At 50.6% G+C, this 14,921-nt stretch carries 6 protein-coding genes; 2 read left to right on the top strand and 4 right to left on the bottom strand.

What is annotated here, in order from left to right:
- Window positions 1-198 precede the first annotated feature (198 nt).
- Both R70331_RS22200 and R70331_RS22205 read left to right on the top strand, forming a co-directional pair.
- On the top strand, window positions 199-684 hold the full coding sequence (locus R70331_RS22200; protein WP_042183075.1) for a MarR family transcriptional regulator: 486 nt from the start codon (window positions 199-201) through the stop codon (window positions 682-684).
- A 153-nt stretch (window positions 685-837) separates the two neighbouring features.
- A complete protein-coding gene (locus R70331_RS22205) occupies window positions 838-2,247 on the top strand; it encodes an MDR family MFS transporter (protein ID WP_042179186.1) in 1,410 nt (469 codons plus the stop codon).
- A 319-nt stretch (window positions 2,248-2,566) separates the two neighbouring features.
- Here R70331_RS22205 and R70331_RS31915 read toward each other — a convergent pair whose 3' ends face one another.
- The 4 genes from R70331_RS31915 to R70331_RS22225 form a co-directional block, all read right to left on the bottom strand.
- Complete coding sequence (locus R70331_RS31915; RefSeq protein ID WP_081947711.1) at window positions 2,567-8,296, bottom strand: S-layer homology domain-containing protein; 5,730 nt, start codon at window positions 8,294-8,296, stop codon at window positions 2,567-2,569.
- Between the two features lie 119 nt (window positions 8,297-8,415).
- Window positions 8,416-10,692, bottom strand: a complete 2,277-nt coding sequence (locus R70331_RS22215) for a GH32 C-terminal domain-containing protein (protein WP_042179188.1) — start codon at window positions 10,690-10,692, stop codon at window positions 8,416-8,418.
- A complete protein-coding gene (locus R70331_RS31220; protein WP_081947712.1) occupies window positions 10,689-13,160 on the bottom strand; it encodes a PfkB family carbohydrate kinase in 2,472 nt (823 codons plus the stop codon). Before R70331_RS31220 ends, R70331_RS22215 begins: the two co-directional genes overlap by 4 nt.
- 33 nt (window positions 13,161-13,193) lie before the next feature.
- Complete coding sequence (locus R70331_RS22225; RefSeq protein WP_042179191.1) at window positions 13,194-14,819, bottom strand: ABC transporter substrate-binding protein; 1,626 nt, start codon at window positions 14,817-14,819, stop codon at window positions 13,194-13,196.
- Window positions 14,820-14,921 lie beyond the last annotated feature (102 nt).

The raw sequence follows: 14,921 nt of genomic DNA on the forward strand, positions 1-14,921 counted from the left end.
GAATAACCAAGATTCATGCAGCCCTACCCTGAGGTAGGGCTTTTTATTATGTCCGGCAGCGTATGTACAAGCTACATTATTCTGGCTAAAGGATAACGCCAACAGCAAAACTTTTCCTGCGGAAGCCTATTAGGTATACTAATGAAGTGTATCTTTCGGCTCAAATATATCTTATACCGCATACGGGGGCGACTAGCCATTAATAAACAGGATCAGGTCATGCTGCAGTTCAGGGACTTATTTAACAAGCTGGCTTGGATTAACAAAGGAAAGATGGAAGAAGGACTTAAAGGCTGTAAGCCGTCTGAGGTTCACTGTATTGAATGCATCGAAAAAAATGCAGATTCCAATGTGACAAAGCTCGCGGAATCCCTGTATATGACCAAGGGTGCCATAAGCAAATTAACTAAAAAGCTTACAGACAGAGGTCTAATCGAAAGCTATCAGAAGCCGGAGAACAAGAAAGAGGTTTATTTCCGGCTGACGGAGCAGGGCAGAACCATATTTCATATTCACGAGGAGCTGCACAACGGGTTCCGCATGCGGGATCAAGCCGTATTTGAACAGGTAACCGGGGAGCAATACGACAGTATGCTCAGCTTCATTGAGAAGTACAGCCGGCATCTGGATGGAGAAATAAAGAAACAGGGTCTGGATATTCATACATCGGACAGCTCCGGGTGATAATAATCAAAACCTCATGCAGCATACATAAAGGCAGCCCAATTCTATTGAACGGGCTGTTTTTTATTCGTCTTTTTTGTTGACAAGGAAACTATTTAGGTTTATTGTTTTGTTGACAAGGAAACTAAAAGCTTTTAAAGGAGCACACATATCATGGCAAAAGAAAACGTACCGATAACAGCCTTACCCAAAGAAATCCTTATGGCAGCCTGGGCCATTGCCCTTGGAGCGATCGCCCCGATGCTTGACTCCACGATGGTGAACATCGCTATAGATCAGCTAACCAAAGATTTCAACACATCCCTCCATATCATTCAGTGGGCGATTACAGGTTATGTTCTAGCCCTGGCGGTTGCAGTCCCCGTGTCCGGCTGGCTGATGAATCAATTTAACGGTAAAAGAGTATTCATCGGCGCTGTTACCGCCTTTGGCATCATCTCTGTTCTGGTCGGATTCAGCTGGGACATTTCCAGCTTCATCTGCTTCCGTCTGCTGCAGGGCTTTAGCGCCGGAGTGATCACTACCCTAATGTTCACCCTGCTTGTTAAAACCGCCGGTCAGGAGAACCTTGGCCGGGTCATGGCTATTGTCAGCACCCCGATGATCTTCGGCCCCATCCTGGGACCGGTAATCGGCGGCTTCATCATTCAAGGAGCGTCCTGGCACTGGATTTTCTTCATCAACGTGTTCATTGTTGCGATCACTGCACCGCTGATGATGAAAAAGATCCCTGAATTCGAGCCCTTCAACAAAGAAAGTAAGCTCGATCTGTTCGGGATCCTTGTTTTGTCTTCTATGAGTGCGGCGTTGATATACGGCATTACCCAAGCAGCTGACCATGCTTCATTTAACAATGGTGAGACCATACTCTGGACCGGGATTGGCCTTGCTTTGGCTGTCATCTATCTGGCGTACAACCGGATCAGAAAGAATCAGACTGTACTGCCCCTGAACTTATTTGCACATAAAAGCTTCACTGCCTCCAGCATCGGCCTGTTCCTGGCCAACATTGCCATCATGGGGCCCATGCTGATTCTGCCCCTGTTCTTTCAGAACTTCCGTCATTTTACGGCTATCCAAACAGCAGTTGCCCTGATTCCGCAGGGAGCCGGAATGCTCATTACCCGGCCCTTCCTCGGCAAAATGATCGATACAATCGGTGCCAAATACGTTGTCCTTGTCAGCATCGCTCTGTCCCTGATCGGATCGGTACCACTGATCTTTATTACCGGCACAACAAGCATGATCTGGATCTCCATCGTGCTGTTCGTCCGCGGTGCCAGCATCGGGGGCATCAGTCTTCCGCTAACAAGTGAGGCCTATACCGGACTTGAAGGCAAGCAGCTGCCGGAGGCAGGTGTCGGGATTAACATTATCGAGAATCTCGGCGCAAGCTTCGGCTCAGCCGTAATCGCCACTGTTGTCGCGACAGTCATCCAAGGCCTGCAGCCGACCATCGCGAACGGGTTACAAGGGTACCACGCCGGGTTCCTTGTCTCTGCTGTTGTGCTTGCAGTTATCTTTATTCCGGGATTGTTTCTGACGGATAAGAGGAGGGCTTGATGAATGCCCCTTTCGCCGCTTTCTCCATTCTTAATTTGAATCTGCCGGAAGCTCCCGAATGGTAACGTCTCTATTGCCGCCTCCGGCAAAAACAACCGCTAACTAAAGAGAATCAGGCCCTATCTAATAATAGATCAATAACCAGTGAGGATAGGTCATTGTTCGCTGTTCTCCTGGCTCCCCATGATCTTTGCCATATTTCTGACCGAAATCAAGTGAAAAGATCCTAACAATTCTAATCTAATCTGTCATCAATCAGAAAAAGCCGGAGTCATCGCGAAGGCAGACTGCACCTTGCTTCTCCGGCTTTCCTTATCTGTTACTTATCTGATACATCCAGCAGCAGTGAGATGATATGCGCGCTTTCCGCACGATTCACCGTTTCATGAGGCATGAATACCTGATTGCCGCGCCCGTCAACTAACCCAAGCTCCTGTAAGGCAGCGACTGCATCTGCAGCCCATACGCTTATCCTGCTGGCATCCTTGAAATGGCTTTGACGATTACCAGCAGCATTCTGTCCTGTATGAAACAGATATGCTTTGTAAATCATGGACGCCATTTCTTCCCGGCTTATGGTGTCCTCCGGCGCAAAGGTATCTTTGCTTCTTCCAGTAACAAGTCCCGCTTCATATGCTGCTGCAATGGAAGGGGCATACCACTTCGCGGGTGCTACATCCTTGAATGTAGTTGGGTTCGTTCCTGTTATTGCTAGTGCACGAGTGATCAAGGAAACGAACTCAGCTCTGCTTACCTTTTGCTTTGGTGCGAATACTGTTTCACTCACTCCCAGGACAATTTGCTTGGCAGCCAACCTTTTTATAGCATCATATGCCCAATAAGAGTCGTTCACATCCTCAAATGATTTATCATAAGTAAGGACAGCATACTTGCTGAAATGGGTTACCTCAGTCGTCCATTTACCGTCTGCAAAGGTTCCACCTATATATTCCAGTCTGCCGTCATCTGCAATATAATAAATGCCGGTTAAATCCTGGCGGGAATTCTCCTGTGCGCTTAATCTGACAGTGATAGGTTGGGTAAACCTATCAAGCGTCAGTATCGTTCCATCCGGTTTTATAATAGACAATTTGAATTCGTAGATCTCTCCGGCAGCTGAAATGGCTGCCTGATTTCTTTGCCCGGCTTGCCCAGCCAGCTCTTTGCTCTGCTCTGAAGTTAACATGTCCATTTCAAAAGAAATCTTAGCCTGCCCAAGCTCGCTGCCTGTAACCATTGCCTGTAAATCCTGCAATACGTCTGCTGGAACTTCAATCTCAACATCTGTATGCTTGATCTTCAGCATATTCTTACCGTTATTTGCCGGCAATGTCGCAGGGAACAGGACCTGCCGCTCTCCTTCGGCCAGCTCGAAATTCAAGCTGTTCAGACTGCTTTGGCTCTCCGTCATACTTCCTGGGATCACAGGCTGACTCGGAGGATTCGTTGGATTGCTCGGACTGGTCGGGTCAGTCGGGTCAGTCGGGTCAGTCGGGTCAGTCGGGTCAGTCGGGTCAATACCATTCTGCACCTTAACCGGTACATTGAAGTCATCGACGTTAATATGTCCGAAACCACCGCTGGATTGGTCAACTACCTTAATGTACAGCTCCTCCCCGATATAAGCTGACGCATCCCAGATCTTCCGCTGATATTCCTCGTAATTCGTTGCTGTCTCTTTAAAGAGCTCCTTGTCGTCCGATGCCCGGACCAGCGCTACATACAGCTTGTCGATATCACGCCCGCCACTGACCAGGAAATTGATTTTGCCGTTGCCGCCAAGGACGAAAGTCTGCGACTTCAGCGTTCCCGTCAAGCTGTCACCGCCGGCTGCCTCGTTGAAGCCCCATAAATGATAGCCGCCCGGAATTTTATGTGAAGGATTGAAGTAGATCGTGTCCCAGAAGAACTTGGCATCACTCACATGGACATCCTGGAACGCATCTCCTTCAGTAATCCAGCCTGTTAAGTCTCCTGTAGCAAAATCATGATTAGGCAGGTCCGTGATATCGGTGTATACGGAGTTGTCCCAGTTGTCAGGTACATCGACCGGAGCTGCAGATTCACCTGTCAGTGCATTCATATTCCATACTTCCATGGACTTGACTGTAATATCGTTGTCGGCCCAGACCTGCAAGCCCAGGGAGTCATATCTGCCTACGTAGACGCGGGTTGTCAGCTTTTTCTTGTAGTTGGCAAAGGCTTCTACAACCGAGCGGTCGAGGAAGATATGCAGCTTTAAATTCTCTCCGTCAAGATCAACGTATCCGCCTTGAATCCCGTCCACGCGGACATCGGGGTCAATGCTGCTCTTGGTCCGGTCCACATTGAATGTATTGTCGGTCTTATCGTAGTAAATCAGCGTTTCCTCCTGGCCGTTATCGGATCGCCGTACTTTAAGACCGAATTTCTGGGCTTCGCCCGGATCGATCTCCATCACGATCTCCAGCATGTCGCCTTTGACATTGTGAATCAATTGATTGGCGGCAGCCACATTTTTGTCCGAGAAATCAACAATCTTATCTCCTCGCAGACTCTGCAATTCCTCGATGGGCTCAATGCGCAATTCATCATGCTCATCCAGGCTCAGGGAAACCGGCAGCGCCAAGTTATGCGCCCATCCGGCCTGATATTCCGCTTGCGGTGTTCTAACATTCTGCACCATGGAGAACACAACCGTTCTTCCGTCAGGGGTGACCATCCCGCTCTCTGCGGTTAAATAGCCGTCGCCCACATCCATTTTGGACGGTGCCTCCTGGTCAGGAATGAATTTCAAGTGGTCCCGGTCCCAAGTTCCGATCCAGTAAAAGACCTCAACATCCCGTTTCACATCATTCGCCGGCGGAACGTGCTCCGGTTTCTCATGCGGATTGATCATGAAGATATACTTTTGCTTGCCCGTACTATCCTTGCCTAACGGAAGTAGAACTGGCAGTTCCCATACCGTGCCCAGCTCTGGATACAAGCTTCTGTCACTGACATAAAGCGGTCCTTTATACTCCCAATTGTACATATCATCGGATACGTATACCAAAGCGGTGCCGCTGCTAAAGTCTTTTAGACCGGAGGTTACCAGCTGATACCACTTATCCGTCTCTTGGTCATACCATACAAAGGGGTCTCTGAATTCGTTATGAATGCCGTTTCCGTTCTGCTCTGTTACCGGTTCAGGATATTTCACCCATTGCTCCAAATTAGGGTCCGACAGATCAGCGGGAGTCGCCAGGCCTGTTCTTTGATTGGGTGACAAAGAGTCATTGCCGGCAGTATAGAACAGTACAGGATTGCCATCACGGTCATACGCTGCGCTGCCTGACCAAGCACCATCCGGATCAAGGATGCCTGCCTCAGGTGCAAGTGCAGGCCTCACATTGTCCCAGTGCACCATATCGTCACTCACCCAATGTCCCCAGTGAATTTGATGCCAGAACGGGCCTTGCGGATTATGCTGATAGAATAAATGATATTTGCCGTTATAATAAATCGGTGCGTGTGCTTCGTTCATCCAGTTCTGCGGCGGCATTGCATGGTACTGCGGACGGTGCTGATCCCCGTCGAACACACCCGGGTCTTCATCAATATCGCCGGCTGGAATTTCCGGAACCGCTCCGCCGTGGAGTGCCTTCACATTCTCATACTCAGCAAGAATTTCTTGACCCGTGAGCGCCTTGTTCTGCAGCTTCACTTCATCGATAAGTCCGCTGAACATATTGTAGGAGAACAGGCCTGCGAGCTCTACGGGATTATTATTTTTACCGATCAGCAGGCTTGCTGTTGATGATGTGATTGGAACATTAATGGGGGTTGACCTGGAGGCAACTTGCTCCCCGTTGAGGTACAGCCTGATTTCACCAGTTCCCTTATCAAAAGTGGCGGCAATATAATTCCACTTGTATTTCTCAAGCGGATGATCAGTAACCCATACCTGAATCCACTGTCCGCCAATTCCGGCCTGAAAGGACCATGTGCCATGCCGGTACATGCCAAGCGCGAAACCTTCGGCCTTATCCTGATTGGACTGATTCACAATCGCAGACAGCTTATTGCCGTCTCCCCATTCATAGCTGCGCGGAGCCACCCATGCTTCGACCGTCAGTTCGTCGCTTACCGGAATAGTGTCACTCGCGTTTACTTCAATATCATTTGAGTATCCGTCAAACAGCAAGGCCCCGCCCTTTACTCCACGCGGAGTCCATCTCGGATCTTTGGAATCCATGTATCTGGCGCTATTAAACACATAGTTTACCTCGTGCTCAAGCTTGCTTACCTGCTCAAGCGCCTTCTTGCCCGTTCCTTCATCGAAATTCATATAGAAGATGCTGCCCCTATGATTCACCTGAAAAGCATCAACGGAAATACGGGACTGATCCGACTGATCGGCTACCTTGATATAAAGACTCTTGTTGTAGTGTTCATATACATTCCAGGTAATCTTCTCATTTGCACTGACATTGCCGGTTTGTTTAAGCAATTCATTTGTGCTTGCATCATATAGTGCGACATAGGCATCCGCAGGTTGAACAATATCCACAATGGAAAAGGTAATCGTCCCGTTCCCCTGAAGGGTAAAGGCGCTGGAAGTAATTGAGCCTTCTCCTTCCAAGGTTGATTTGGCATAAAAGCTGCCCTCTTTACCTGCGTGAGCTTCATCCGTTACTTGAAAAGCCTCACCAGTGGCCGTCCAGCCCTCAAAGTTACCTGTCTCAAAACCACTGTTTGCGATTTCTGTTGGAATGATATTTTCAGCCATAACCCCCTCTTCCGGAACCTGTTCATTGAAGGTGTTAACGGCGTCCGCGAACATTACACCCCAATCCGAGACTGCATGATCAACAATCTCCAGATACAGTTTTTTGCCGGTATATTTGGACAGGTCCGCTTTGTACTGCTCCATATTGGCAAGTCTCATGCCCTGCGCCGGGTCCGGGAAGCCGGAATCGTTAAACCCGCTGTTACCGTATCGGGCAATCTGCGTTCCCGTATCCGCATCGACAACGCTCACATAGGCTTGATCCGTATGCTTGCCTCCGCCCAGCCTAAAGGTAATCCAGCCCGTTCCTCCCAGCTCAAAGGTGCTGGAACGAAGGACTCCTGTTGCAGATTCAGGATATTTCCAGCCGTTTAAATGATAGGCGCCTTCCTGGTTATACGGGATTTGTTCCGCCCACCAGGCAGTTTCATCTGATATGCTGTCCGGCCCGAACGCTTCACCTTCCACTACGGTCCATCCGGTCAAATCACCAGTTTCAAAACTCGGATTCTGGATTTGATACCGCTGGAAATCCGGCTTAATATCTTTAGCAACAGTGCCACCGGCAGGCTCTGATTCATGGTACATGTTAAAGGCATCTGCAAAAATCAAACCCCAATCCGCAGTTGCATTATCGACGATCTCTACATACAGCTTCTCTCCCAAATGTCCGGAAAGATCGGCTTTATACTGCTCCATATTGGCAAGCCGCATGCCCTGGGCGGGGTTCGGGAAGCCCGCGTCGGCGAATGCGCTGTTGCCGTATCTGGCAACCACCTGTCCCGTATCCGCCTCTACAATATTTACATAGACCTTATCCGGATTTTTGCCGCCGCCAAGCTTAAAGCTGATCCACCCGCTGCCGCCCAGCTTGAAGCTGCCGGACCGCAGCACGCCTGTAGCAGCCTCGTCATATTTCCAGCCGTTTAGATGATAAGTGCCCTCCTGGTTATACGGGATTTGTTCCGCCCACCAGGTGGACTCCCCGGATACACTATCCGGGCCAAACGCGTTACCTTTGGTAACAGTCCATCCCGTCAAGTCTCCCGTTTCAAAGCCCGGATTCACAATTTCATAAACCGCAGCCGCAACGGACAGGCTCCCGTCCGGCTTGGGCACCTGATAGACTGCATTGGTAACAGACAGTTCCAGACCCGAGCTCGATGCAGCAGCCTCCCCGCCTTCCTTCTCAATCCCTGCTGCGGCTGTACCTTGAATTCCTGGAGCCGCCAGCTGAAGAAGCAACACCCCTGCTACCATGATGGAAATCCATGAGGTATTTCCTTTAGCTTTTCTCATTAACAAGCCTCCTTTGTTATTTTCTTATCCGGATCAATTAGTGAAGCGCTTACAAATAGACGTTCACCTGTTTACGTCATTCTGTATCCATAAGGGATGGAGCGCCTTGGCGCTCCGCATTACCATATAGACTTCATATCCCAAATCTCCATCGACTTCACCAGAGACTCCCCGTCTCCCCAGAGCTTAAGCCCCAAGGCATCCTTACGGCCCGGGTATACCCGGGTAGTCAGGCTTTTAAGCCCGTTGGCATAGGCCTCCACCATGGAGCGGTCCAGATAGATGTGCAGCTTCAGATTCTCGCCGCATAGATCCAGCTTACCGCCCTGAATTCCGCTGCATTTTTCTTCCGGATGCTGCGAAGTTTTCGTCCGGTCGGCCAAAAGAGCAGATTCCTTCCAGTCATAATACAGCAGCGTCTCTTCATCTCCATCCGTTGTACACCGGACCTTGATTCCAAGCTGGGCAGCACTTCCCTGTTCCATTTCCAGCTGAATCTCCAGCATATCGCCCTGAATATCCTTCAGCAGGTCATTGGTTTCTGTTAATGACTTGTCATGAAGCGATAATCGCTTCTCACCCCGTAGTGACTGCAGCTCATGTATCGGTCCGATTCCAAGCCTGCCGTCCTCCCGCAAATACACGCTTACCGGCAAACCGCCGTTATGAGCCCAGCCGGACTGGTATTCCAGCACGGATGTCCGGTCACCCTGCGCGATGGTAAAGACGATATTTCTGCCGGTCTTCGGATCAACCATCCCGCTCGGCCCGGTAAAATGGAAATCTCCGACATCCATTAGTTCAGGTTCCTCCTGATCGGGTATGAAAGACAGATTGTGCTTGTCCAGCTGTCCGATCCAGTAGAACACTTCAACATCGGCGCCAGCTCCTACAGGACTGACCAGCAGAAGATGCTTACTCACACCTTGCTTGTCAATGCCCAGAGGGAGGAATACAGGGAGCTCCCAGATGGGTCCAAGATAAGGGAACTTCTGAATATCCGCTTCAAAAAATGCTCCTTTGTACGTCCAGTTCAGCATATCTGCTGACGCAAAAGCCAGCGCGGCTCCGCCACCGCCTTCCATCCCCGATCCGACCAGGGCATACCAGCCGTCCTCATCCTTCCACACGAACGGGTCCCGGAAATCTCCGAATGCCCCCATACCCTGCTGCTGTACAATAAGCGGCTCCGGATGTTTGATCCACTTGACCAGATCAGAATCCCCGTCTGCAGAATAAGTGCTTCTGGCCAGCGCTACGCTCTGATTCGGTGACGCACTGTCATTGCCCGCTGTAAAGAACAGGACAGGCAGGCCGTCGGCATCATAAGTCGCGCTTCCAGACCAGATTCCGTCCGGTGCAAGCTCATCCTTCTCAGGGGCCAGGGCTACAGGAAGATCACGCCAATGCACCAGATCTTCACTTACCCAATGCCCCCAATGAATATGATGGAAGTAAGGCCCTTGCGGATTATGCTGATAGAACAAATGATATTTCCCGTCAAAATAGACCGGTGCATGCGGCTCGTTCATCCAGTGTGCCGGTGGACTGACATGATATTGCGGTCTATGCCGGTCCGCAAGCAGGGGAGTACGGTCCAGCTTGATGTCGTCATATGCCACTTGCGGCCGGACGCCTCCATGTGCGGCGAGCACCTCCTGATATGAAGAGGCCACTTCCTCATTACTCAGGGTGTGGCTATACAACTTCAGCTCATCCATAAGCCCGCTGAACATATGCAGGCTGAACACCTCTGCAAGCTTACTGCTGTGATTGTTCCTGCCAATGAGCAGATCTGTATCGTCCGCTTCCGCCAGCCGGGAACCGGCAGGTACGACCGCCGAAGCAATCTCGCTGCCATTCAAATACAGCCTAAGCTCACCTTCATCCCCATTGAACACGGCATTTACATACGACCATTCATTCTTGGGCAGTTCACAACCGTCAGGTGACCAAATTTCCGTCCATTCTCCGTCTGCGAGCCCGATTTGGAAGGACCAGGAGCCGTGACGGAACATGCCAAGCATATACCCCTGCCCGGTATCCTTATTGTGCCGGTTAACAATAGCGGCCAGCTTGCCTTCATGTCCCCATTCATAGGTTCGCGGAGCAACCCAAACCCCGATGCTGAGGGCCGCGAGAAGCTCAGGCTCTCCATTATGCTTGTCCTTGTGGACAGAATGGGTAATATAGGTTGAATAACCATCGAAGAGAAGACTGCTTCCTGTTACACCCGGTCTCCACGGCGGAGTACAAGGGTCCGTAAACTCCGCATTATTGAATACGTAATGGATTTCATCCACCGTCTGAGTGACCCTCTCCAGAGCACTAGCTCCGGCTCCTTCATCAAAAGCCCAATGCATCGTTAGTCCGCGGTCTCCCGCTGAGCTGCTCATGCCTCATTCCTCCTTGATGGCTGCACAGTACTGACATATGGAATCTGAACAGCGTCCAGCGTGTGAATCTGCAGGGAGTTCACAACCACCTGCCCTGTCTTCGTACTAATTCCTATACTCTCAATCGGAGATTCAGGGAAAATCTGATCGGTCAGCACAACTAAGCCATTATCCGCATACACTTCAACCGCATTACGGTCCAGCCAGATCTGCAGTCTGAGCTGTCCATTCCCCGCAGCCAGGCTGGCACCATGCCGGTTTGCGAACGCCGGATGGAAATCGGTCACACCCGAATGGGAGCGGTCGGTGAACAGCCACTTATCAGCAGGGTCATAACCGATAATGATCTCACTTTGTCCAGAGGATTTCAGATGAATATAGACTTCATCCCCGGAGCGGACATCGAGATCTGCTGCAATCTCCAGCAGATTATGATGGGTCTGCTGTATGAAAGGAGCTTCTGGCGTAACAGTGACGTCCTTCCAGCTGACGGATTCTTTGCGCAGCTGCTCTATTTCCCGGACAGGCATTTGGGTCAGCACGACACTCCCGTCCTTGCTGGTCAGCGACAAGGCGCGGGGTAATGTCATTGCACCTCTCCAGGAACCGGTAGGTGTCTCGTTGGCATATTTCCAGTTGCTCATCCACCCGACGAGGACGCGGCGGCCGTCTTGCTCCGGAATATCCGACCAGGTAACGCCTGCATAGTTGTCTCTGCCATGATCCAGCCACAGGATATGATCGGCCGGATTGTCATTAATGAATGTCTTTCCGTCAAATTCACCAATGAAATATTGCGTACGTGAGCCTTCGGGACAACCGGGATTGTCCCCGATGCTGATAATAAGCACCCATTTCGAACGACCGCTGTCATCCACCGGCAGCTGAAACAGATCAGGGCATTCCCAGACGCCGTCATGGGAGCCTTCTTCTTTGCCGAATTCACCGGTCAGCGACCAGTCGCGCAAATTATCTGAGGTATAGAACCGGGCATGGTCCCCTGCAACAATTGCCATAATCCACTGCCCGCTTTGCACATGCCAGAACACCTTGGGGTCACGGAAGTCTATCAACTCCTCCTCGGCAAGCACTGGATTACCATCATACTTCTGCCAGGTTTGACCTTCATCGCTGCTGTAAGCCAGACTCTGACGCTGACGCGGCTGGCCTGTCTCCGGATGGGTATCCGCATGCGTAAAGACCGCAACGAGTCCTCCGTGGGAACCTTCGAATATACCGCTGCTATTATTCCAGTCCACTACACAGCAGCCCGAAAAGATAGCTCCGTGTTCATCCGGGAATAGCGCAACAGGCGCGTGCTCCCAGTGAACCAGGTCTTCACTTACTGCATGGCCCCAGTGCATCGGCCCCCACTTATTACCATATGGATGATATTGATAGAATAGATGATAGCTTCCCTTGTAGTAGACTAATCCGTTGGGATCATTCGCCCAGTTGTCGGGAGGTGAAAAGTGGAATCCGGGTCTGAACCGGTCGTCACTATGTTGTTTGCTGGAATCTATCATCTTATTAATCTCCTCTGTCGTCGGCATGGACCCGAGAGCCCCCTTTCGTGTTGTTACTAATGCTCCGCCGGCATTGGCAAAAGTTAGCATGCTGGTGATTTGCTGAGCGGTCAGCTCCTTCAGGGAGCCCCCGTTATCCAGAATCTTATATAACAGGCAGCCCAGAAAAGCATCTCCGGCTCCAGTCGTATCAATGGCCTTGACCTTAAAGCCCGGCACATATCCATCCTGGCCCGCCAGACGGTAATAGCAGCCTTTTTCCGCTAAAGTAACGACAATGAGTGCAATATCAAATTGCTGCTGAAGCGCAAGTGAACCTTTTCCAATATCGTTTGTTCCCGTAATAAAAGAAAGCTCTTCTTCCGAGACCTTCAGGATATCGGCATAATTCAAACCCCAAAGAATGTGCTGTCTCGCTTCTTCCTTGCTCTCCCACAACGCAAACCGGATATTCGGATCAAACGACAGCAGCACTCCTGCTTCCTTAGCCTTAAGAACTGCCTTCCTGGTTGCTGTACGGGCAGGTTCATGAGTCATAGACAATGAGCCAAAATGCAGTGCCTGACAGGCTTCGATCTGCTCGAATGGGATATCCTCCGTATGCAGGAAGGTATCTGCACCCGGCTTCCGGAAGAAGCTGAAGGACCGGTCTCCCTGCTCATCCAGATGAACAAAAGCCAAGGTCGTACTTGCTTCGTCCGTTACCGATACGCCTGCTACATCCACACCGCTGCTCACCAGTGTATTGTGCAGCAAGGAGCCGAAGGAATCTCCTCCAACCTTGCTGACGAGTGCCGATCTTGCGCCCAGACGGGACAGCGCAGCCGCCACATTGGCCGGAGCCCCTCCAGGATTGCATTCAAACTGCTCATTCCCAGCGGCTGAACGGCCTGCTGGAGTAAAGTCTATTAATACCTCTCCAATCGCGATAACATCTGGCACAGCTTCTCCCCACCTAACCATCTATTTATTTATTTATTGTTTTAGATTTGCATTGTAGCGGTCCAGCCCGGTCTGATAGATTTCCAATAATTCATTCAGGCCCATCTTTTCCAGTGTTTTGATATAGCTGTCCCATGCCTCATCTGCACCGCCGTCTACAATGAACTTCCCTCTTTGTGTATTGACATACTTGATCAGTTCCGGCTCAATCTTGTTGATGGTATCCAGCTCCTCCGGCTCAAAGAAGATGCCCGGATAGTTTTCTTTTTCCATATACGGATTGTAGTATTTCGCCAGGTCTTCAGCGCGCTGCTGGGCGCGGGGTTCCATATCTACCACTTTTCCGAAGTCATCGAAGGTAATGACGCCAGGCGCGCCAGATCCCGGAGCAACCTTTTGACGGAATTCACCTGCAGACGCTCCCTCAGGCAGCGGCAGATTCACGAGCTTACCGTTGTCATCCTTCTTGTATACGATATCCAGCGGGCCCCAGTGGATCTGAGCAGCCATGTAAGGCTCATACTGCTGGTCGATCCAGCGCATGGTGATTTCCGGGTTGCTGTTCTCTTTGGTAATAACGAAGGAACCGCGTCCCGGTCCGCCGCCATTGGCGCGTCCAATCGTCTGCTCCCCATTCGTGCCTTTAAGCGGGGACAGCAGAACATAATCCTTGGCACGCTCGGTACCGACAACCTCTTCCACTTCCCACCAGACATAGGAGCCCAGCGTCTCATCTGTTGTTTTGCCTTTGGCCAGATACTGTGCTGCATCCTGAGTGAAGGATTCCGGATCAATCAGACCCTGCTTATACCATTTTTCATGAAAATAATTCAGAGCTTCCTTATATTCAGGCTGAGTTGCCGTAAAAATAACTTTTCCGTCACGGACGACACGGTGCTCCAGGTTATCCGGAAGTCCAAAGGCTCCGAAAAGTCCGGCGATATCCATACACCACTGCATGTGCATAAAGCTAAGCGGAATCTCATCCTGCTTGCCGTTGCCGTTCGGGTCCTGTGTTTTGAAGGCCAGCAGTGCTTCTGTGTATTCATCCAGCGTTTCCGGTACTTTCAGGCCCAGCTTATCCAGCCAGCTTTTATTGATAACGTGAAAGAAAGGGTTCGTTCCCAGGTTATTCTCTTCCCAGGACGGCAGACCGTAGATGTGCCCGTCAGGTGCGGTAATAGATGATTTGATATCAGGACGGCGGTCCAGAAGCGCTTTCAAATTAGGCGCATATTGCTCAATTAAATCCTCCAGCGGAATCAGGGTTCCGTCTTCGCCATAATTGATCAGCTCATAGTCGGTAAATCCGGCCGCATAAAAGGCATCCGGCAAGTCGCCGCTCGCCAGCAGCAGGTTTTTCTTCTCTGTATAGTCGGTATCGGGGATGTTCTCCCAGTTAATCTGCACGTTGGTATCCTTCTCCAGCCGTTTGAAGATTTCCATCTCCGTGAACTCCGGCGCCAAAGCAGCCTTCGGGGCTACCATTCTTAAGGACACAGCTTCATTTACGATAGGAAGACCGGTTGCATTGAAATTCGCTTCCTGATCCGGATTCTCTGCCTGATTCTTTGACCCGTTTCCGTTACCTGAACACCCGCTCAGCACAAACGCTCCGGCCAACACCACAATCCCCGCATTTTTGAATAAAGACTTCATTATCCATAACCTCCCTTTTGTTCATCCCATCCGTTAACTGCTTGTGTTGCTCTGCTATTGTCGGCCCGAATACGGCGGTACATCCCCCCTCTCAAGTGCCGG

Origin of the sequence: Paenibacillus sp. FSL R7-0331, from assembly GCF_000758645.1 — a bacterium.
In the GTDB taxonomy this organism is placed as follows: Bacteria; Bacillota; Bacilli; order Paenibacillales; family Paenibacillaceae; genus Paenibacillus_AQ; species Paenibacillus_AQ camerounensis.